General features: G+C 75.0%; 20 protein-coding genes. 12 read left to right on the top strand and 8 right to left on the bottom strand.

Translation table 11 applies throughout. The annotated features are described in order from the left end of the window. Window positions 1-31: 31 nt before the first annotated feature. The 3 genes from AB0F01_RS20580 to AB0F01_RS20570 are packed head-to-tail and all read right to left on the bottom strand — an operon-like array spanning window position 32 to window position 2,567. Window positions 32-697 (bottom strand): ABC transporter permease, encoded by a 666-nt coding sequence (locus AB0F01_RS20580; protein ID WP_362097513.1) that lies wholly within the window; start codon window positions 695-697, stop codon window positions 32-34. Then, on the bottom strand, window positions 694-1,419 hold the full coding sequence (locus tag AB0F01_RS20575; protein ID WP_362097510.1) for an ABC transporter permease subunit: 726 nt from the start codon (window positions 1,417-1,419) through the stop codon (window positions 694-696). Before AB0F01_RS20575 ends, AB0F01_RS20580 begins: the two co-directional genes overlap by 4 nt. Beyond that, window positions 1,416-2,567, bottom strand: coding sequence for an ABC transporter ATP-binding protein (locus tag AB0F01_RS20570; protein WP_362097507.1), 1,152 nt, complete (start codon window positions 2,565-2,567; stop codon window positions 1,416-1,418). Before AB0F01_RS20570 ends, AB0F01_RS20575 begins: the two co-directional genes overlap by 4 nt. 499 nt (window positions 2,568-3,066) lie before the next feature. On the opposite strand from AB0F01_RS20570, the gene AB0F01_RS20565 reads away from it, so the two are divergent. Together AB0F01_RS20565 and AB0F01_RS20560 are read left to right on the top strand one after the other, a co-directional pair. Continuing rightward, window positions 3,067-3,756 (top strand): response regulator transcription factor, encoded by a 690-nt coding sequence (locus AB0F01_RS20565; protein WP_362097505.1) that lies wholly within the window; start codon window positions 3,067-3,069, stop codon window positions 3,754-3,756. Then, window positions 3,753-5,210: a HAMP domain-containing sensor histidine kinase gene (locus AB0F01_RS20560; protein WP_362097503.1), complete on the top strand. Its 1,458-nt coding sequence runs from the start codon at window positions 3,753-3,755 to the stop codon at window positions 5,208-5,210. Before AB0F01_RS20565 ends, AB0F01_RS20560 begins: the two co-directional genes overlap by 4 nt. A 53-nt stretch (window positions 5,211-5,263) precedes the next feature. Here the strand turns inward: AB0F01_RS20560 and msrB are convergent, their stop codons facing one another. The 4 genes from msrB to AB0F01_RS20540 form a co-directional block, all read right to left on the bottom strand. Beyond that, window positions 5,264-5,671, bottom strand: coding sequence for a peptide-methionine (R)-S-oxide reductase MsrB (gene msrB / locus AB0F01_RS20555; RefSeq protein WP_362097500.1), 408 nt, complete (start codon window positions 5,669-5,671; stop codon window positions 5,264-5,266). Between the two features lie 14 nt (window positions 5,672-5,685). Further along, a complete protein-coding gene (gene murC, locus AB0F01_RS20550) occupies window positions 5,686-7,074 on the bottom strand; it encodes a UDP-N-acetylmuramate--L-alanine ligase (protein ID WP_362097497.1) in 1,389 nt (462 codons plus the stop codon). 110 nt (window positions 7,075-7,184) lie between these two features. Continuing rightward, complete coding sequence (locus tag AB0F01_RS20545; protein ID WP_362097494.1) at window positions 7,185-7,658, bottom strand: indole-3-glycerol phosphate synthase; 474 nt, start codon at window positions 7,656-7,658, stop codon at window positions 7,185-7,187. A gap of 516 nt (window positions 7,659-8,174) precedes the next feature. Continuing rightward, window positions 8,175-9,023: a pyrimidine reductase family protein gene (locus tag AB0F01_RS20540; RefSeq protein WP_362097490.1), complete on the bottom strand. Its 849-nt coding sequence runs from the start codon at window positions 9,021-9,023 to the stop codon at window positions 8,175-8,177. Here AB0F01_RS20540 and zapE point away from each other — a divergent pair. The 3 genes from zapE (at window position 9,022) to AB0F01_RS20525 (ending at window position 12,902) form a co-directional block, all read left to right on the top strand. Beyond that, window positions 9,022-10,176 (top strand): cell division protein ZapE, encoded by a 1,155-nt coding sequence (gene zapE, locus AB0F01_RS20535; RefSeq protein WP_362097487.1) that lies wholly within the window; start codon window positions 9,022-9,024, stop codon window positions 10,174-10,176. The genes AB0F01_RS20540 and zapE overlap by 2 nt on opposite strands. 421 nt (window positions 10,177-10,597) lie before the next feature. Next, complete coding sequence (locus AB0F01_RS20530) at window positions 10,598-11,386, top strand: slipin family protein (protein ID WP_362097484.1); 789 nt, start codon at window positions 10,598-10,600, stop codon at window positions 11,384-11,386. A 91-nt stretch (window positions 11,387-11,477) separates the two neighbouring features. Then, entirely contained in the window at window positions 11,478-12,902 is a 1,425-nt protein-coding gene (locus AB0F01_RS20525; RefSeq protein ID WP_362097481.1) for a PhoX family protein, read from the top strand. An 86-nt stretch (window positions 12,903-12,988) separates the two neighbouring features. Here AB0F01_RS20525 and AB0F01_RS20520 read toward each other — a convergent pair whose 3' ends face one another. Further along, entirely contained in the window at window positions 12,989-13,159 is a 171-nt protein-coding gene (locus tag AB0F01_RS20520) for a hypothetical protein (RefSeq protein WP_362097478.1), read from the bottom strand. A gap of 146 nt (window positions 13,160-13,305) precedes the next feature. Here AB0F01_RS20520 and AB0F01_RS20515 point away from each other — a divergent pair, with 146 nt between their 5' ends. The 7 genes from AB0F01_RS20515 to AB0F01_RS20485 all read left to right on the top strand — a co-directional run bounded on the left by AB0F01_RS20515 (window position 13,306) and on the right by AB0F01_RS20485 (window position 19,235). Further along, window positions 13,306-14,829: an FAD-dependent oxidoreductase gene (locus AB0F01_RS20515; RefSeq protein ID WP_362097475.1), complete on the top strand. Its 1,524-nt coding sequence runs from the start codon at window positions 13,306-13,308 to the stop codon at window positions 14,827-14,829. 348 nt (window positions 14,830-15,177) lie between these two features. Then, entirely contained in the window at window positions 15,178-16,059 is an 882-nt protein-coding gene (locus tag AB0F01_RS20510; protein ID WP_362097473.1) for a polysaccharide deacetylase family protein, read from the top strand. Between the two features lie 17 nt (window positions 16,060-16,076). After that, window positions 16,077-16,301 carry a hypothetical protein gene (locus AB0F01_RS20505; protein WP_362097471.1) on the top strand — a complete coding sequence of 75 codons (225 nt, stop codon included), beginning with the start codon at window positions 16,077-16,079 and terminating at the stop codon, window positions 16,299-16,301. A gap of 33 nt (window positions 16,302-16,334) precedes the next feature. After that, window positions 16,335-17,048 (top strand): peptidyl-tRNA hydrolase, encoded by a 714-nt coding sequence (locus tag AB0F01_RS20500; protein WP_362097468.1) that lies wholly within the window; start codon window positions 16,335-16,337, stop codon window positions 17,046-17,048. Window positions 17,049-17,530: 482 nt separating this feature from the next. Further along, entirely contained in the window at window positions 17,531-17,851 is a 321-nt protein-coding gene (locus AB0F01_RS20495; protein WP_362097465.1) for a gas vesicle protein, read from the top strand. Window positions 17,852-17,886: 35 nt separating this feature from the next. Continuing rightward, on the top strand, window positions 17,887-18,477 hold the full coding sequence (gene gvpJ, locus AB0F01_RS20490) for a gas vesicle protein GvpJ (protein WP_362097462.1): 591 nt from the start codon (window positions 17,887-17,889) through the stop codon (window positions 18,475-18,477). A gap of 2 nt (window positions 18,478-18,479) precedes the next feature. Beyond that, complete coding sequence (locus AB0F01_RS20485) at window positions 18,480-19,235, top strand: GvpL/GvpF family gas vesicle protein (protein WP_362097460.1); 756 nt, start codon at window positions 18,480-18,482, stop codon at window positions 19,233-19,235.

Raw genomic sequence — 19,235 nt, 5'->3', positions numbered from 1 at the left:
GCGGGGCGGGAGGGGCGTCGGGTGCGGCCGGTCAGCGCCGCCGCACCCCGGGCGAGACGGCCAGGCGGCCGGCGGCCCAGAACACTCCGAGGGTGGCCAGCGCCAGCACGGCGACCAGGGTGGCGCCGCCCACCACCTTGGTGTAGTCGCGCTGGTAGAGCCCGTCGATGATGTACCGGCCGAAGCCGCCGAGGCTGACGTACGCGGCGATGGTGGCCGTCGACACGATCTGGATGGCGGCCGACCGCAGTCCGCTGAGGACGAGCGGCAGCGCCACCGGCAGTTCGACCTGGAAGAGGATCCGCGACTCCCGCATGCCCATGCCCCGGGCGGCGTCCACCGGCGAGGGGTCGACCGAGCGCACCGCCTCGTAGGTGGTCACCAGGATCGGCGGCACGGCGAGCACCACCAGGGGGATCATCACGGGCAGCAGGCCGAAGCCGATGAGCAGGACCACCAGCACCAGCAGGCCGAAGCTGGGCAGGGCGCGGGCGGCGTTGGCGACGAAGGCGACCGCGTTCCCGCCGCGCCCGGTGTGGCCGGTGAGCAGGCCGACGGGCAGGCCGATCGCGGCGGCGACGGCGAGGGCGAGCAGCGTGTACTGGAGGTGCTCCAGCAGGCGTTGCGGGATGCCGTCGTAGCCCTGCCACTGGGCGGGGTCGCTGAAGAAGGCCTCGACGAAGGAGAGGACGTTCACCGGGCCCCACCTCCGGGCTCCAGTCCGGGCGCGGGCCGGGCACCGCGCGCGGCGGCCTTCGGCCGGCCCCGTCCGCCGTGTCCGGAGCGGGGCATCCACGGGGTCAGCACGGCGCGGAGCAGCACCAGCAGGGCGTCGCAGACGATGGCGAGGGCGGCCATGGTCAGGACGGCGTTCACCGCGAGTTCGGGGCGGTCGTACTTCTGGGCGGCGGCGAGCAGGTTGCCGAGGGCGCCCTGGTTGCCGATCAGTGCGCCGACGCTCACCAGGGAGATGCTGGACGCGGTGGCCACCCGCAGTCCCGCGATGACTGCGGGCACCGCGAGCGGCAACTGCACCTGGACGTACCGCCGTACGGGGCCGAAGCCCATGGCGGTGGCGGCGGCCAGCGTCTCGTCGGGCACCGAGCGCACACCGTCGACGATCGCCGGGACCAGCACCACCAGGCTGTACACGGCGAGCGGGATCATCACGGTGAGTTCGCTCTGGCCGGTGTAGTCGATGAGGACCACGAAGAAGGCCAGAGAGGGGATGGCGTAGAGCACGGTCGTGAAGCCCAGCACCGGCGGGTACAGCCGGCGGAAGCGCACGCACAGCTGGGCGAGCGGCAGGGCGAGCAGCAGTCCGGCGGCGACCGGCAGCAGGGCCTCGCGCAGATGGAGCCCGATCAGTCCGGCCCAGCTGTGCTGGAGGTCGCTGGGGATGTCGAAGAAGCCGGTCACGGGGCCACTCCGGCCGTGCCGAGGCGGCCGTCGCCGGCCGGGCGGTCGTCGCCGGACGCGGCGTGGCCGGCGCGGACGGCCTCGGCGATGGCCTGCTGGGAGACCACGCCGGTCACCCGTCCGGCGGCGTCCACGGCGACCGCGCGGCCGGTGGGCGAGAGCACGGCCCGGTCCAGGGCGACCCGGAGGGAGTCGGTGCCGGGCACGAACGGCCGGCCGTGGGGCAACAGCCGGTCGGTGTCGCCCGCGAGCAGATCCCGACGGGCGGCCCAGCCCAGCGGCCGGCCGTCCTCGTCGGTGACCAGCAGGTGTTCGGCGCCGGCGTCCGCGGCGGCGATCCGCTCGGCCGGGGCGTGCAGCGGCACCACGCCGTCCATGACCGGCTCCAGCGTGCCGGACGGCAGGAAGGACAGCCGGCGGATGCCCCGGTCAGCGCCGAGGAAGTCCTCCACGAAGGCGTCCGCGGGCGCGGACAGCAGGTCCGCGGGCGGCGCGTACTGGGCGAGCCGGCCGCCCTCGCGGAACACCGCGACCATGGTGCCCAGGGTGATCGCCTCGTCGATGTCGTGGGTGACGAAGACGATGGTCTTGCCCAGTTCGTCCTGGATACGCAGCAGTTCGTCCTGGAGCCCCTTGCGCACGACGGGGTCGACGGCGGAGAAGGGCTCGTCCATCAGCAGCACCGGCGGGTCGGCGGCGAGCGCGCGGGCGACGCCGACGCGCTGCTGCTGGCCGCCGGAGAGCTGGTACGGGTACCGCTCGGCCAGCGACGGGTCCAGGCCCACCCGCTCCATCAGCTCGGCCGCGCGTTCCCGGGCGCGCCGCCGGCCCCAGCCGAGCATGCGGGGCACGGTGGCGATGTTGTCGACGATGGTGCGGTGCTGGAACAGGCCGGCGTTCTGGATGACGTACCCCATGGACCGGCGCAGGGCGGTGACCGGCCGGCTGCGGATGTCCTCGCCGTCGAGGAGGATCGTTCCCTCGGTGGGCTCGACCATCCGGTTGATCATGCGGAGGGTGGTCGTCTTGCCGCAGCCCGAGGGCCCGACGAGGACGGTGATCGAGCGGTCGGGGATCTCCAGCGACAGCCGGTCGACCGCCACCGTGCCGTCCGGGTACCGCTTCGTGACTGAGTCGATCCGTATCAAGACGCCGAATGCCCTTCGGTGGCGGAAATGCTGACCAAGGTCGCGCGGTGTGCCGCCGGACGAGTCTAGACATCGCCACCGACAGCACGCCGGACCGCGCGAGGTCCCCGGCGCGTGCCCCGCGCGGTACGCCACCTGCCCCGCCCGGCCGCCCGGAAACCCCCTGGTCGTCTCCGACCGCGCCACCCGGTCATCCACCGGTCCCGGCCACCGCACCCGGTGGCGTCCGCCGGACCCGGACGCCCGCCGGACCCGGACGCCCGTCGGACCCGGTCGTCCGTCGCAGCCGGTCGCCCGTCGCGCCCGCGGTCCGGGCCGGCACCCGGGGCTCCCGCGTCGTTCCCCCGGCTCCCCCGGCGCCCCCGGATCTCGCGGGGAACCGGGGACGCCCGCGAGGGCCGGGAGTTGCGGGCCGCGTTCCTGTCGCTTTCCTGTCGATGTCCCTGGGGGCGCCCGGCTGCCCCTCGGCGCCGCGCGCCGCGTACCGCAGTATGAGCGGGTGGACACCGTACGCCTGCTCGTCGTCGACGACGACCCGCCCATCGCCGACCTGGTCGCCACCGTCGCCCGCTACGAGGGCTGGCAGGCGGTCACCGCCAACACCGGTGCCCAGGCGCTGCGTCGGGCCGCCGCGTTCCGTCCGGACATCGTGGTGCTCGACCTGATGCTGCCGGACGTCGACGGCTTCGGCGTGCTGGACCGGCTGCGCCGCTCGGGGACGATGGTGCCGGTGGTGTTCCTCACCGCCCGGGACGGCGTCGCCGACCGGGTCGAGGGGCTGACCCGGGGCGGCGACGACTACCTCGTCAAGCCGTTCGCGGTGGAGGAGTTGATGGCCCGGCTGCGGACCGTGTTGCGCCGCAGTGCCGGGCCGGGCCCCGGGCGGCCGGTGCTGTCGGTGGGTGATCTGACGATGGACGAGGACGCCCGTGAGGTGCGGCGCGGCGAGCGGCTGCTGTCGCTGACCCCCACCGAGTACGAGGTGCTGCGCTACCTGATGCGCCGCTCGCCGGCCGTGCAGACCAAGGCGCAGATCCTCGACCACGTGTGGGAGTACGGCTTCGGCGGCCGGTCCAACGTGGTGGAGCTGGTGGTCAGCCGGCTGCGTCGCAAACTGGACGACACCGGCCCTCCGTTGATCCGGACCGTGCGGGGCTTCGGCTACGCGATACGCGAGGCCGCCGAGTGAGGCGGAGCGTCGGCCGGCTGCGCCACGCCCACCGGCGGCTGCGTCTGGGCACCCGGCTCGCGCTCGGCCTCGGCGTGCTGTCGCTGGCCGTGTTCGCGGTCGTCGGCACCACGCTCACCGCCCACATGCGGGACTACCTGGAGCAGCAGCTGGGGACCCAGCTCAAGCTGGTGCAGACCGTGCAGGCCAAGGACGCGGCGGCGCACGGGACGGTGCGGCGCAAGCCGTACTACGGCTGGTACACGGCGGTCTACGACGTGTCGGACGACGCGGTGCGGCTGCGACGGCCGGCCGACGTGCCCGAGGACACCGGGGCGTTCACCGCGCTGGCGCGGGCGATGGCGCACTCCGACACCGAGCTGACGCACACCGCGCGGATCGACGGCGAGGGCACCTACCGGCTGCGGGGGTGCGAGGTCCGGCCGGGGGTGGTGCTGGTGAGCGCGGCGCCCGTGACGGACGTCGAGGAGACCGTGGAGCGGCTGATCACGGTGCAGGTGGTGGTGTTCGCGCTGGCGCTCGCGGCCCTGGTGGTGGCCGGGCGGCACATGCTGCGGCGGGGCCTGAAACCGCTGAGCGACATGGCGAGCACGGCGCACGGCATCGCCTCGCACGACCTGACCGAGTCGGCGGCCCGGCTGCCGCTGCGCGCCGACGGCCGGGACGGCGGGCCGGAGGTGGCGGAGCTGCGCACCGCGTTCAACACGATGCTGGAGCACATCGACCGCTCCCTGGCGGTGCGCGCGGAGGCCGAGCAGCGGCTGCGCCGCTTCGTCGCGGACGCCTCGCACGAGCTGCGCACCCCGCTGATGTCGGTGCGGGGCTACGCGGACCTGTTCCAGTACGCGGCGGCCGACGCGCCCGGGGAACGCGAGCGGCACCTGGCGCGGCTGCGGGCGGAGGCGGCCCGGATGGGGGTGCTGCTGGACGACCTGCTGCTGCTCGCCCGGCTGGACGCGGCGGACGCGGGGGCGCCGGTGCGTGCCTCGCCGACGGACGTGGTGGAGCTGGTCCGGCAGGCCGCCGACGCGTTCCGGGCCGGGCATCCCGGCCACCCGCTGACGGTGTCGGCGGATCCCGGCCCGCTGGTGACGCGTCTGGACGCGGACCGGATACGACAGGTGCTGGACAACCTCCTCACCAACGCGGCCGTGCACACCCCGGCCGGGACTCCCGTGTCGGTGACGGTCGCCGCCGGGCCGGGCGAGGTGCTGATCCGGGTCGCCGACGCGGGCCCGGGCATCCCCGAGGAGGACCGGGAGCGGGTCTTCGACCGCTTCTACCGCGTCGACAAGGCCCGCTCCCGCGACCGGGGCGGCAGCGGGCTCGGCCTGTCGGTGGCCCGGTCGCTGGTGGGGGCGCACGGCGGCACCGTCGAGCTGGCCGGCGGGCCGGGCGCGACGGTGTTCACCGTGCGGCTGCCCCGGGGCGGACGCCGGGACCTGCCCGGCTGACCGGCGCCCGGCTCCGCCGGGGGTGCGTCAGCCGGTGCGGTCAGCCGGTGCGGTCAGCCCTCCTGCGGCTGGAGCCGCAGCGCGATGCTGTTGATGCAGTAACGCTGGTCGGTGGGCGTGGCGTAGCCCTCGCCCTCGAAGACGTGGCCGAGGTGGGAGCCGCAGCGGGCGCAGCGCACCTCGGTGCGGACCATGCCGTGGGACCGGTCCTCGACCAGCTCCACCGCCTCGGTGTCCCGCGGGTCGTAGAACGACGGCCAGCCGCAGTGCGACTCGAACTTGGTGTCCGAGGTGAACAGCTCCGCGCCGCAGGCACGGCAGGAGTAGACGCCCTCGGTCTTGGTGTCCGTGTACTCCCCGGTGAACGCCGGTTCCGTCGCCGCCTGGCGCAGCACCGCGTACTCGGACGGCGACAGTTCCGCGCGCCACTGCTCGTCCGGCTTCTCCACGTCGTACGGCATGAGGATGGGGCCCTTCAGTTCGACAGACGGTCCAGGATGCGCGGGCCGAGGTCGGTGACGTCGCCCGCTCCCATGGTGAGAACGAGATCCCCGGGCTTCGCCATTCCCGCCACCGCCGCCGGGACGTCGGCCGCGTCCGGGACGGGGGTGACGTCCGCGCCGGCCGCCCGCGCCGCGTCGATGATCAGCTCGCTGGTGACGCCGGGGATCGGGTCCTCGCGGGCCGGGTAGATGTCCAGCACCAGGGAGGCGTCGGCCAGGGCCAGGGCCGTGCCCATCTCCGTGCCCAGTTCGCGGGTGCGGGAGAACAGGTGAGGCTGGAAGACGACGAGGATGCGGGAGTCCCCGGCGGCGGCGCGCATCGCCTCCAGGTCGGCGGTCATCTCCGTCGGGTGGTGCGCGTAGGAGTCGATGACCTGGACGCCCGCGGCCTCGCCCATGAGCTGCAGGCGCCGCTTGACGCCGGTGTAGGAGGCCAGGGCGGGGGCCAGCTCCTCGGCCGGGATGCCCAGCGCGACGCCCGCCGCGAGCGCGGCCACGGCGTTGTGCGCGTAGTGGCGGCCGGGGACCGACACGGTGAAGGTGAGCGGGGTGCCGTCGAGGTCCACGGTCACCTCACTGCGCAGGCCCTGCGGGACGACCGACAGCACGCGCACGTCGGCGTCGGCGGACTCGCCGTAGGTGACGGTGCGCACCGAGCCGTCCAGCCGCCGGGTCAGTTCCCGCGCGCCCTCGTGGTCGGCGGAGATCACCAGGGTGCCGCCGGGGACGATGCGGCCGACGAAGGTCTCGAAGGAGGCGTGGATCTCCTCCATCGAGGCGTAGTTGGCGTGGTGGTCCAGCTCCACGTTGAGGATGATCGCCACCTCGGGCGCGTACTTGTGGAAGCTGCGGTCGGACTCGTCGGCCTCGGCGACGAAGATCTCGCCCGTACCGTGCAGCGCGTTGGAGCCGGGGGCGTCCAGGTCGCCGCCGATGGCGTAGGACGGCTCGCGGCCGAGGGAGGTCAGGGAGACGGCCAGCATGGAGGTGGTGGTGGTCTTGCCGTGGGTGCCGGCCACCGCGATCGGGCGCAGCCCGTCCATCAGGGCGGCGAGGGCGTCGGAGCGGTGCACCACCGGGATGCCCAGCGCCGCGGCGCGGGCCAGCTCCGGGTTGTCCTCGCGGATCGCCGACGACACCACGACGCAGCTGGCGTCGTCGGCCAGGTGCTCCGCCGCGTGGCCGATGTGCACGGTGGCGCCCAGGGCGCGCAGGGCCTCGGCGGTCGCGGAGTCCTTGGCGTCGCTGCCGGCCACCCGGGCGCCGCGCTGGGCGAGGATCTTGGCGATCCCCGACATTCCGGCGCCGCCGATGCCGATGAAGTGCGGTCGGTCCATGGCGGTAGGAAGGCCGGGTGCCATGCGTGTTCTCCCCAGTGGTGCGACGGGCGGGACGACGGGACGCGCGCCCGGCGCCGGGCGCGCGTCCGTGACGGACGGGCGCGCCCTCGCCGGGAAGGCGCCGCCCCAGCCTATGCCTTGCTGTGGGAGAAGAGTTTCAGCACCGGTACGCCCACCTTGTGGCGGGCGCGGGAGGCCCAGTCGCGGTGGAAGAACTCCTCCACGTAGTGCGGGTCGGTCAGGACGATGACCTCGTCCGCGCCGACCTCGTCGACCAGGGTTCTCAGCGCGTCCAGCGGGTGGTCCTTGACGAGGCGCCCCTGGGCCTGGTCGCCGGAGGCGCGCAGGGCCCGCAGGGACACCTCCAGGGCGCGCTCGCCCATGCTGCGGGCCTCCTCGCCCTCGGGGGTCTCCCCTTCCCGGACGGCTTCGTCGAGCTCGCCGAGGGCGACGTCGTCGATGGCCCGCAGGAGCCGGTCCGCCTGTTCGCCGCGTGGCTGGAGCAGGACGTGGAAGGAGACCGGCTCGTCGCCGTGCAAGGTGGTGACGAACTCCACGTCGGCGGACGTCAGGGCCTTCTCGATCATCAGTACGCTTGTGAACACCAGCGCCCCTTCTCCTTCGGAGGACCGTCGGGCCCTCTCTCCTCCGCGGGGCCTGCCGCCCGCTGCGGAAACCATCCTGCCCCGTGATCGCCCGAGTACGACCGGTTTCAGTGTGCCTGTCGGCGGGCCAAGCGGAACGGCGAATTCCGCTCGATCAACGGTTTCGCGGTACCTCTCGAACCCCTTTCCGGTCACGGCCGGGTCGTCTTCGGGTCGTCCTCCGGCCGTGCTCAGGTCGTTCTCAGCCCGTGCTCAGGTCGTTCTCCGGTTCTCTTCCGGTCGTACCTGCCCGACGGATGCCCCGGGGCGGCGGACGGCAGGCGGCGGACGGAGGGCCGCGGGCCGCGGACGGAGGGCGGCGGACGGCAGGCGGCAGGCGGCGGGCGGCAGGCGGCGGGCGGCGGGCGGCGGGCGGCGGCACGGTGACCCCCGCCCGGACGGGCGGACCAGCGGGCGACCGGCCGGACGGGCGGCACCGTGCGCCGGCCGTCCGCCTCCCGTTACGCGCGATCCGGGTCAGGACCGCGCGTAGCGGGTGAAGAGGAAGCCGTCCTCCTCCAGCATCGACGTCAGCGCGAACCGGCGCGGAACCGTCACCGCCGGCCCGCCCGCGACGCGCTGCGCGTCCCCCGCGGTGAGCAGGGGCGCGACGGTCAGGCACAGCTCGTCCAGCACCCCGGCGGCCACCAGCTGTCCCAGCAGCCGCGGTCCGCCCTCCGTCAGCAGCCGGGTGTGCCCCAGCCCGGCCAGCTCCCGCACCACGCGCTCCGGATCGGCCCCGGCGCCCTCGCCGGCGAGGACCACCCGGGCCCCGGCGCGCTCGGCGGCGGCGACCCGGTCCGCGGGCGCCGCCGCGCCCGTCAGCACCAGCGTCGGCACCAGCGGCGAGACGAACAGCGGCAGCGAGAAGTCCAGGTCCAGGCTCGCGCTGACCACGGCGATCGCGGGTGCGGGCCCCTGCCCCGCCGCCTGCCGGGCCGCCGCGAAGTCCGCCCGCGCGCGGGCCGGGCGGTACCCCTCCTGCCGGACCGTCTCGGCGCCGACGACCACGACGTCGGCGAGCGCCCGCAGGGTGCCGAAGATCCGCATGTCGGCCGGGCAGGAGATGGGCTGCGAGCGGCCGTCGTGCTGGGCCGCCCCGTCGAGGGTGGACACCATGTTGGCCCGCAGCCACGGCTCCCGGCCGCCCGGTCCCGGCTCCGGGTAGGCGTACGCCGCGGCCAGCTCGGCCAGGCTCCACTCCCGGCCGGCCCCGGCCGGAACCTCCTGGGCGGCCTCGCCGCCGGGCGTGCCGGAACCGCCGGCGGCACCGGCCGCACCGTCGGGAGCTGCTGTTTCGTGGGTCACAGGGAACAGGCGTCGCATGCGGTGCAGTGTTCCACGCCCCGTAGCATGGGGAACCGTGTCGTCCTCCTCCGCGTCCTCCGCCGCCGCCTCCCCGTCCGGTCCTCCGACGGGCCTGGCCCCGTTGTCCCTGTGCGCCCGCGAGCCGCACGTGCCCGCGGACCGGCTGGTCGCCGAGATGGTGCCGCCACCCCGCTTCGACGCGGTCCGGTTCGCCACGTACATACCGGACCCGAACCAGCCCAGCCAGACCGAGGCGGTGGGCGTCCTGGAGCAGTTCGCCGCCGGGCTCGGCGGCACGCCCTCCGACGGCTCCGGCAAGCGGCGGCTGTTCGGTTTCGGCAAGGCGCCCCGCAAGGCTCCGGCAGGACCGCGCGGCGTGTACCTCGACGGCGGCTACGGCGTCGGCAAGACCCATCTGCTGGCCTCGCTCTGGCACGCCACCCCCGCCGAACCCTCGCTGAAGGCGTTCGGCACGTTCGTGGAGCTGACCAACCTGGTCGGCGCCCTCGGCTTCCAGCAGACGGTGCGCACCCTCTCCGGGCACCGACTGCTGTGCATCGACGAGTTCGAGCTCGACGACCCGGGCGACACCGTGCTCGTCTCCACCCTGCTCGGCAAGCTGGTCGAGGCGGGCGTGGCGCTGGCCGCCACCTCCAACACGCTGCCCGGCAAGCTGGGCGAGGGCCGGTTCGCCGCGGCCGACTTTCTGCGCGAGATCCAGGGCCTGTCCGCCCACTTCCGCGCCCTGCGCATCGACGGCGAGGACTACCGCCACCGCGGCCTGCCCGAGGCGCCCCCGCCGTACTCCGACGAACTGGTCACCGAGACCGCGCAGGCCACCGAGGGTGCCTCGCTGGACGCCTTCCCCGACCTGCTGGACCACCTGGCGAAGATCCATCCCAGCCGCTACGGGGCGCTGACCGACGGGCTGCGCGCGGTGTGCCTGACCGGCGTCCGGCCGGTGCCGGACCAGTCGACCGCGCTGCGGCTGGTGGTCCTCGCGGACCGGCTCTACGACCGCGAGATCCCCGTCCTCGCCTCCGGGTTGCCCTTCGACCGGCTGTTCGGCGAGGAGATGCTGAAGGGCGGCTACCGCAAGAAGTACTTCCGGGCCATCTCACGGCTCACCGCCCTGGCCCGGGACGCCGGACGCCTCACCGGGGACCGCTGAGGCCCGGCCCTCCGGGCCCACCGCGGCCTTCCCGGACCCACCGCGGCCTTCCCCCCGGGCCTGCCCGGCCCGCTCCCGCCGCGGCGGTCCGTCCCGCCGAAGGCGTCCGCGACGCCGCCCACCAGCATCGTCGACAGGGCACGTCCAGCCGCCGTGGCCCCGCACCACGGCCGGCCTCCCGTCCCTCGCGTCCCTCGGGTCCCTTCCGTCTCTCCTGCCCCTCCTGCCCCTCGCGTCCGTCCCGCCCGTCCCGCCCCTTCCGGTCACCGGCCCGGTCCGCTCCTGCCCGCCGGGGCCCGTGCCGTCCGGCCCGTCCCGGCCGTTCCGCGCCATGGCCGGAGCCGCGGCCCGTGCCTATCGTGGGACGGACCGGCACCCGTGCGCGTACCGGCACGGACAGACCTCTGGACGGGTGGTCGTCATGGTCGAGGAACTGCTCACCGCGGTCGCGGCGACGGGGGCCGCGGGGGTCGTCTACGTCGCCGCCGCGGCGCGGGTCGTCAAGCAGTACGAACGCGGGGTCGTCTTCCGCCTGGGCCGGCTGCACCGCGGGGTGCGCACCCCCGGGTTCACGATGATCGTTCCGTTCGTGGACCGGCTGCACAAGGTGAACCTGCAGATCGTCACGCTGCCGGTGCCGGCCCAGGAGGGCATCACCCGGGACAACGTGACGGTGCGGGTGGACGCGGTGGTGTACTTCAAGGTGGTCGACGCCGCCGACGCCCTGGTGGAGGTGGAGGACTACCGTTTCGCGGTCTCGCAGATGGCGCAGACCTCGCTGCGCTCGATCATCGGCAAGAGCGACCTGGACGACCTGCTGTCCAACCGGGAGAAGCTCAACCAGGGCCTGGAGCTGATGATCGACAGTCCCGCGGTGGGCTGGGGCGTGCACGTCGACCGGGTCGAGATCAAGGACGTCTCCCTGCCCGAGACGATGAAGCGCTCCATGGCCCGCCAGGCCGAGGCCGACCGCGAACGCCGGGCCCGCATCATCAACGCCGACGCCGAACTCCAGGCGTCGAAGAAGCTCGCCGAGGCCGCCCAGCAGATGGAGGACACCCCCTCCGCCCTGCACCTTCGGCTGCTCCAGACGGTCGTGGCCGTCGCCGCCGAGAAGAACTCCACCCTCGTGCTGCCCTTCCCCGTCGAACTCCTGCGGTTCGTGGAGCGGGCGCAGGGCGGGCAGGCGCCACCGCCCCCCGGCGCGTGACACGTGTGCCGCGCGTGGTTCCCGCGGCCCGCGCCAGGTGATAGACACGGCGGGGTCACTGTTCCTGTCCGCCAGCAGGAAGGTTCCCCCCATGACCGAGACCGGGTCCCCGAGCACCGGTACCACCCCCGCGCCCGAGTCCGCCCCCGCGGGCTCCACACGGCGTCAACTGCTCGCCCGCTCCGGCGCGTTGGGTGTCGGCATCGCCTTCACCGGCGCACTCTCCGAACTGTTCACCGACAGCGCCGCGGCCCAGGCGCTCGGGCACGGCGGCTACGGCCCCCTGGTGCCCGACCCCGACGGCCTCCTCGACCTGCCGAAAGGTTTCCGCTATCGGGTGCTCTCCCGGGAGGGCGACCCGCTGCGCTCCGGTGAGGGCCCGGTGCCCTCCAACCACGACGGCATGACCGCCCTGCCCGGCCGGCACGGCCGGGTGCACCTCGTGCGCAACCACGAGAACCGCGCGAACGGCCGCCACCCGGTGCCGGTGATCGAGGGCCTGACCTACGACCCGGAGGCCAAGGGCGGCTGCACCTCGCTGACCCTGGACGCGGCCGGCCGGGTCCGCTCGGAGCGGGTCGCCATCGCCGGTACGGCCGTCAACTGCGCGGGCGGGCCGACGCCCTGGAACACCTGGCTGACCTGCGAGGAGACCGAGGACAAGGCCGGCACCAACGGCTACGCCAAGGACCACGGCTTCATCTTCGAGGTCGACGGCGCCGACCCGCGCCGCACCGGCGCCGTGCCGCTGACCGCGATGGGCCGCTTCCAGCACGAGGCCGTCGCCGTCGACCCCCGGCGGGGCATCGTCTACGAGACCGAGGACGCCTTCGAGCGGCCCTTCGGCCTGTTCTACCGCTTCCTGCCCCGCAAACCGCTGGGCGGCACCGGTTCGCTGCGGGCGGGCGGCCGGCTCCAGGCCATGCGGGTGCCGGGCGTGCCGGACCTGTCCTCCATCCAGGAGCCCGGGGCCCGCTTCGACGGCGTCGAGTGGGTCGACGTGCCCGATCCGCTGGCCGCCGAGACGCCCATCCGGTTCCAGGACTTCGGCCGCGGCGGCATCACCCACGCGCAGAAGCTGGAGGGCTGCTACTGGGGCGACCGGTCGGTCTACTTCGTGTCGTCGTTCGCCCGCAGCGCGGAGGGCTCGGCGGGCGACCACTACGGCCAGATCTGGCGGTACGACCCGGACCGGCACCGGCTGACCCTGGTGATCGTCTTCGGCCCGGACACGGACGTGCAGCTGCCCGGCGAGTCCCCGGACAACATCTGCCTCGCCCCGAGCGGCGGCCTGATGGTCTGCGAGGACGGCGGCGGTGCCCAGCACGTCTACGGCGTGACCCGTCGCGGAGAGGTCTACGCCCTGGCCCGCAACCGCCAGAACACCGGCACGCCCGAGGATCCGGAGTGGGGCGAGTTCGCCGGGGTCACGTTCTCCCCGGACGGCCGGACGATGTACGTCAACTGCTACGACCCGGGGACGACGTTCGCGGTGACGGGGCCCTGGCGGAGGTGACGCCCGGCCGGGGCCGGGGCGCGGTGCCCCGGCCCCGACCGACGGTCGACCGCCCGGGCGGTCGACCGGGCGGCCGCGCGGGCGGATCAGCCGGCCGGCACGTCGTCCCTCTGTGCGACGGAGGCGCGCGGCCCTTCCGCTCCGCCCGTCCCGGCGAGCCGCCCCATCCGCTCGCGGGTGTCGAAGACCGGCCCCGGTTCCGTCCTGGAGCCGCCGTCCCGCCCGGTGAGCGCCATCCGCACGCCCGTGGTCAGCATCTCGGGATCGGCACCTCGGGGTCGGCATTTCGGGGTCGGGCCGGCCCTCCGTGTCGGAGAAGCCGTCGGCCCGCTCGCGGCCACCACGGCACACACCGGGAGACGGAAACCCGCTGAAACTCCCCGCACCGGGGTACTCGGCGCCCATGACGGACAACCAGCAGGTCAGCGGCTCGTACTGGATCGAGACCGCACCGGGTGACCGGTACCCCGCACTGACCGACGACCTCGAGGTGGACGTGGCCGTGATCGGCGGCGGGATCGCCGGGCTGTGCACCGCCTGGGAGCTGACCCGGGCCGGACGCAGCGTCGCGGTGCTGGAGGCCGGGCGGATCGCGGCCGGGGTCACCGGCCACACCACCGCCAAGATCACCGCCCAGCACACGCTGATCTACGACAAGCTGCGCCGCACGCGGGGCGCCGAGGGGGCGCGGCTCTACGCCCGCTCGCAGTCGGAGGCGATCGACCACACCGCCGACGTCGTCGCGGAGCTGGGCATCGACTGCGACTGGGAACGCCGCAGCGCCTACACGTTCGTCCGCGACCGCGGCCGGGTGGAGGAACTGCAGGCGGAGGCTCGGGCCGCCCGGGAGGCGGGCCTGCCGGCGTCGTTCGTGACGGAGACCGGGCTGCCGTTCCCGGTCGCGGGCGCCGTCGAGGTGACCGGCGGGGCGCAGTTCCATCCGCGCTCCTACCTGCTGGCCCTCGCCCGTGACCTGGTCGCCCGGGGCGGACGCATCCTCGAGGACACCACGGTGACCGGCCTGGACGAGGGCGACCCCTGCCGGGTGTCCACCGCGGACGGGCCCACGGTGACCGCCCGCGACGTCGTCGTCGCCACGCACTACCCGATCTTCGACCGGGCCCTGCTGTTCGCCCGCCTCTCGCCCCGCCGCGAACTGGTCGTCGCGGGCACCCTGCCCACGGAGCAGGACCCCGACGGCATGTACATCACGCCGGACGAGAACACCCGCTCGGTGCGCACCGCCCCCTACGGCCCGGACGGCGGCCGGCGCCTGCTGGTGATCACCGGGGAGCACTTCACGCCCGGCACCGGCGACACCCGGGAGGGGTTCGAGCGGCTGACCGACTGGACCCGCGAGCACTTCCCCGACGCCGAGATCACCCACCGCTGGGCCACCCAGGACAACACGCCCACCGACACCGTCCCCCTCGTCGGCCCCCTGCACCACGGCACCCGGCATGCGTACGTCGCCACCGGCTTCAACGGCTGGGGCATGAGCGGCGGGATGATGGCGGGCCTGCTGCTCACCGCGCAGATCACCGGCGAGGAGTGCGCGTGGAGCGGGCTGTACGACCCGCGCCGGCTGGCTCCGGCGGTGCGCGAGGCCCCGTCCTTCCTGCGGACCCAGGCCGAGGTGGCCCGGCACTTCGTGGGCGACCGGCTGCGCCCCTCACCGCCGGTGGAGTCCCTGCCGCCGGGTGAGGGAGCGGTGGTCCGCGTCGACGGTCACCGGCTCGCCGTGTACCGGGACGAGGAGGGCTCCCTGCACGCGGTCTCGGCCCGCTGCACCCACCTGGGCTGCCTGGTCGACTTCAACCCGGCGGAACGCGCCTGGGAGTGCCCGTGCCACGGCTCCCGCTTCGGCACCGACGGCAAGGTGATCCAGGGCCCGGCGACGAAGCCGCTGGAGCAGCGGGACATCTGACGGGAGGTTGCACCGGGCGTCCGGCGGGGTTCCGGCTGGTCGTCTGACGGGCGTCCGACACAGCGTCCGACGGACCCGTCCGATGCGTCGCCTGACGGGCGTCCGACAGGGCCTCCGACTGACCGCCCGTGCGTCGCCCGACGGGCGTCCGGCGGCCCGCGTCCCTCCGGCCAGGGGGCGGGTGGTCCGGCGGATGTCCGGTGGGCGTCCGGCGGGTGTCCCCGCCCGCCCGGTGGCGGGGCACCGCCCGTGTCGTCGGGGACCGGGCCGGGGCCGGTCGGGTGATCCGCGTCCGTGGCGGGGCCCGGGTCGGCCCGGGCGGCGGGCAGCCGCTCCTACGTTCGTACGGTGATCACACCAGCACGTCGCCGCGTGACCGCCGTCTGTGTCCTGGCCGCCGCCCTGGCCGCCTGCGCCGGACCCCCGCCCGCGTCCGAGGTGCGGCCCGCCCACTCCTCGCCCTCCGCCTCCTCGCCCTCCACCTCCGCGGAGTCCTCGCAGCAGCCTCCGGTCCGGCGGCCCACCCTGGCCCCCGGACCGGCGGGACTCACGCCGGTGTTCGAGAACGCCCCGCGCTCCGCGGGACGGACGGTCGCCCTCACCTTCGACGCCGACATGACCGCCGACCAGGGGCCGAGGGCGGCGGCCGGGGAACGGTTCGACAACCCCGCGCTGATCGACACGCTGCGCCGGCTCCGGGTCCCGGCCACGGTCTTCATGACCGGCCGGTGGGCCGAGGAGTACCCGGAGCAGGCCCGCGCCCTCGGCCGGGACCCGCTGTTCGAGGTCGCCAACCACTCCTACAGCCATTACGCCTTCACGGAGGACTGCTACGGCCTGCCGACCGTCCCCCGCGAGCGGATGCGGGCCGACGTGGAGCGGGCCTACGCGGCGTTCCGCGAGGTCGGCGTCGCCGACCCGATGCCGTACTTCCGCTTCCCCGGCGGCTGCTACGACCGCGCGGCGCTGAAGGCATTGACCCCGACCGGGGTCACGGCCGTGCAGTGGGACGTGGTCGGCGGCGACGCCTTCGCCACGGACCCCGACGCGGTGGCCCGGCAGGTGCTGGAGGGCGTCCGCCCGGGGTCGGTCGTGGTCCTGCACTGCACGCGCAGCGCCGCCCCGGCGACCGAGCGGGCGGTCCGGACGGTCGTCCCCGCGCTGCGCGCGAAGGGATACCGCTTCGTCAAGGTCTCCGACCTCGTCGCCGCCCGGGCCGGCCGCCGCTGACGTCCTACGCTGGACACATGACCGACATCGAGACCCGTATCGGGACCCGGCACACGGACACCGCGGCCGACTCGGACTACTGCCTGATCGACGCCTCCCGCCCGCCCCGGGCGGACGGCCCGCCGTTCGCGGAGTGCGTGCTGTGCCGGCAGCCGACGGAGTACCCCGAGTCCTACAAGGGCATCACCCTGTGCCCGGTCTGCGAGTGGCGCGAGGCCGAGCGGACCTCCTGCTCGGGCTGACGGAGCGGTCCTCCGACTTGGCAGACTGGGTCCGTGAGCACCGACCAGAAGCCCGCCGACAGCCCCTTGCGTGACGCCTCGCACGACCGCGACACCGCGCCGCAGTTCGTCATGCCCCTCGTGGTCCGCATCGAACGGGCGGCGCCGCCCGCCCGCACCGACGCCCTGGAGACGGCCGCCCGCGCCGTCCTGCTGATGCTGACCGACGAGCGTTCGACGGACGAGGGCGAATGGGCCGGGGCGATGCGTTCCTGGCAGGACGGCCGGATCCGCAAGGTGGTGCGCCGGGCCCGCGGCGCCGAGTGGCGGCGCGCCGAGGCGCTGCCGGGCCTGACGGTGACCGGGGCGTCGGCCGAGGTCCGCGTCTTCCCGCCGGTCCCGCTCGACGGGTGGCCCAAGGACCTGGCCCGCCTCCAGGTCTCCGGCACCGACCTGGACGATCCGCGGGCGCCCGCACCCGCGGACCCGGCCGTCCCGGTGCTGTGGCTCAACCCGGACCTGGAGATGTCGGCCGGCAAGGCCATGGCCCAGGCGGGCCACGCGGCCCAGCTGGCGTGGTACGAGCTGGGCGCCGACGCCCGCGCCGCCTGGCAGGCCGTGGGCTTCCCCCTCGCCGTCCGCACCCCCGGCCCGTCCCGCTGGGGAGCCCTCCTCGCGAGCCGCCTCCCGCGCGTCCACGACGCCGGCTTCACGGAGATCGCGCCCGGTTCCTGCACCGTCGTGGCGGAGCACCCGGCACTGGGCTGACCGCCCGCCCGCGCGGCCCCGGGGTCCACGGTGCCTCGGCGGAGCCCTCCCTCCCCTGCCCGTCCCGGGGCCTTCCTTCCCCGCGCACCGGTCCCGCGGGCCGGGAGTCCGCCCGGGTGCCGACCCCGCACGCCGTCCCCGCGGGTCGCCCCCGCACGCCGTCCCCGCGGGTCGCCCCCGCACGCCGTCCGCCCCCTCACCCCCGCACGTCACCCCCGGGAGGCCCGTCCGGCGACGGGCCCCGTCCCGCCCCGGCACCCGGGCACCCCCGCCCCATCGCCTCCGGGCCCAGCGGCCCGCTGCCACCGGGCGGGCCCCGTTCCGCCGCGGAGCAGGCCCCGTTCCACGTGCAGCAGGCCCCGTTCCGCCGTGCAGCAGGCTCCCTTCCCGGTCGCGCGCCCTGCCTCACCGCCGCTTCCGCGGGCACCCGGACGGGTCAACCGCATGTGCGCGCGCCACACCGCAGGGTGACAGTGAGCAACGTGACTGAAACCGGCGAGCGACGGCGCGGCACGTCCGCGCGGACCACCACACGTGACCCCGAGGTCCGTCATGCCCGGGACGCGGCCCAGCGGGCGGCCGAGCAGCTCGGCGACCTGATCCGGCACCGCCTGGAGGGCGTCTCCGCGGTCCGCCGCGGCGAGGACGACGGCTGGACCGTGCACGTGGACGTGCTGGAAGTGGCTCGCATCCCCGACACCACCAGTCTCCTCGCCACCTACGAGGTGGGACTCGACCCGGCGGGCGACCTGCTCCAGTACCGGCGGATCGCGCGCTACCGGCGCGGTGCCCAGGACCAGTGAGCGGTGCCCCGGCCCGTGACCGGAAGGACGACCGCATGATCACCTACGACGACGAGGTCGTCTGCGCGCCCCGCGCCGGAACCCTCTACGACGTTCTGGAACTCATCCTCGACCGCGGCATGGTGATCGACGTCTTCGTGCGCGTCTCCCTGGTCGGCATCGAGATCCTCAAGGTGGACGCCCGCATCGTGGTCGCGAGCGTGGACACCTACCTGAGGTTCGCGGAGGCGTGCAACCGCCTGGACCTGGAGCACGACGCGCGGTCCAAGACGGTGCCCGAGCTGTTCGGCGGTCCGGCCGCCAAGGCGGTCGGCAAGGGCGCCGCCCGCGGGGTACGGCGCAAGGCGCACTCCCTCACCGACAAGGTGCGCGACGCCCTCACGCCGGACGAGTCCGGGGACGCGGAGGACGCCCGGGAGCCCGAGGACGTCGAGGGCTACGCGGACCACGAGGGTTACGACGAGGCGGAGGGCGCCGTCGAGGAGGAGCCGGCGGAGCGTCCCCGCTCCCGGTCCCGTGCCCCGCAGCGCACCCGGAGCCGTCCGGCCGCCCGCCGTTCCGACGCTGACGGCGAGGACCGTCCGCGTTCCCGCCCGCGCCGGCGCACGGAGACCGAGGAGGAGTGAGCGTGCCCACCACCACCGCCGCGACCACGGCCGAGGACACCCTGTACGTCTACGGCATCGCGCCCGCCGGTGTCCGTGCCCCCCGCCGGCCCGGCGTGGACGGCGCCCCGGTGCGGCTGGTGACCGGGGCGGGGCTGTGCGCGGCGGTGTCGGCCGCGCCCGCGCGGCTGCGGCCCCGGCGCCGCGACCTGCTGGCCCATCAGGCGGTCCTGGAGGAACTGGCCGCCCAGGGACCGCTGTTGCCCATGCGGTTCGCGGTGCTCAGCCCCGGCTCCGACACCCTGCTCGGGCAGCTGCGCGACGACGCCGACCGGCTGACGCGGCAACTGGCCGAGCTGCGCGGCCGCGTGGAACTCAACGTCAAGGGCACGGTCGTGCCCGGCTGCTTCGCCGACCTGGTGCGGCGCGACGAGTCACTGCGCGATCTCGCCCGCCGCACCCGGCGCCGGCCCGACTACGAGGCCAACGTCCGGCTCGGCGAGGCGATCGCGCGGGGCGTCCGCCGCGAGGCGCGGCGCGCGGCGCGGGACGTGCTCGACCGTCTGACCCCGTTCGCCGAGCGGACGGTGCACGGCACCACCGACGACGAGCAGGTGCTGAGCACCTCGTTCCTGCTGCCCGCCGCCGACGAGGCCCGGTTCCGGGAGGCGGTGGCGGAGGCGGCCCGCGCCTGCGGGGACCGGCTGACGCTGCACGTGACCGGGCCGCTGCCCTGCTACAGCTTCGTCGAGCCGCGTCCCGCGCCGGACGGGCGGTGA

The organism is Streptomyces sp. NPDC029526, assembly GCF_040637405.1.
Lineage (GTDB): Bacteria > Actinomycetota > Actinomycetes > Streptomycetales > Streptomycetaceae > Streptomyces.
The sequence above is the reverse complement of the archived record's forward strand: the minus strand, read 5'-3'. Positions and strand labels throughout refer to the sequence as shown.

Coding starts and splice junctions, on each gene's coding strand:
- msrB (WP_362097500.1), bottom strand. CDS start 5,671: ATGCCGTACGACGTGGAGAAGCCGGACGAGCAGTGGCGCGCGGAACTG.
- murC (WP_362097497.1), bottom strand. CDS start 7,074: ATGGCACCCGGCCTTCCTACCGCCATGGACCGACCGCACTTCATCGGC.
- zapE (WP_362097487.1), top strand. CDS start 9,022: ATGCGGTGCAGTGTTCCACGCCCCGTAGCATGGGGAACCGTGTCGTCC.
- AB0F01_RS20540 (WP_362097490.1), bottom strand. CDS start 9,023: ATGCGACGCCTGTTCCCTGTGACCCACGAAACAGCAGCTCCCGACGGT.
- AB0F01_RS20530 (WP_362097484.1), top strand. CDS start 10,598: ATGGTCGAGGAACTGCTCACCGCGGTCGCGGCGACGGGGGCCGCGGGG.
- AB0F01_RS20525 (WP_362097481.1), top strand. CDS start 11,478: ATGACCGAGACCGGGTCCCCGAGCACCGGTACCACCCCCGCGCCCGAG.
- AB0F01_RS20520 (WP_362097478.1), bottom strand. CDS start 13,159: ATGCTGACCACGGGCGTGCGGATGGCGCTCACCGGGCGGGACGGCGGC.
- AB0F01_RS20515 (WP_362097475.1), top strand. CDS start 13,306: ATGACGGACAACCAGCAGGTCAGCGGCTCGTACTGGATCGAGACCGCA.
- AB0F01_RS20505 (WP_362097471.1), top strand. CDS start 16,077: ATGACCGACATCGAGACCCGTATCGGGACCCGGCACACGGACACCGCG.
- gvpJ (WP_362097462.1), top strand. CDS start 17,887: ATGATCACCTACGACGACGAGGTCGTCTGCGCGCCCCGCGCCGGAACC.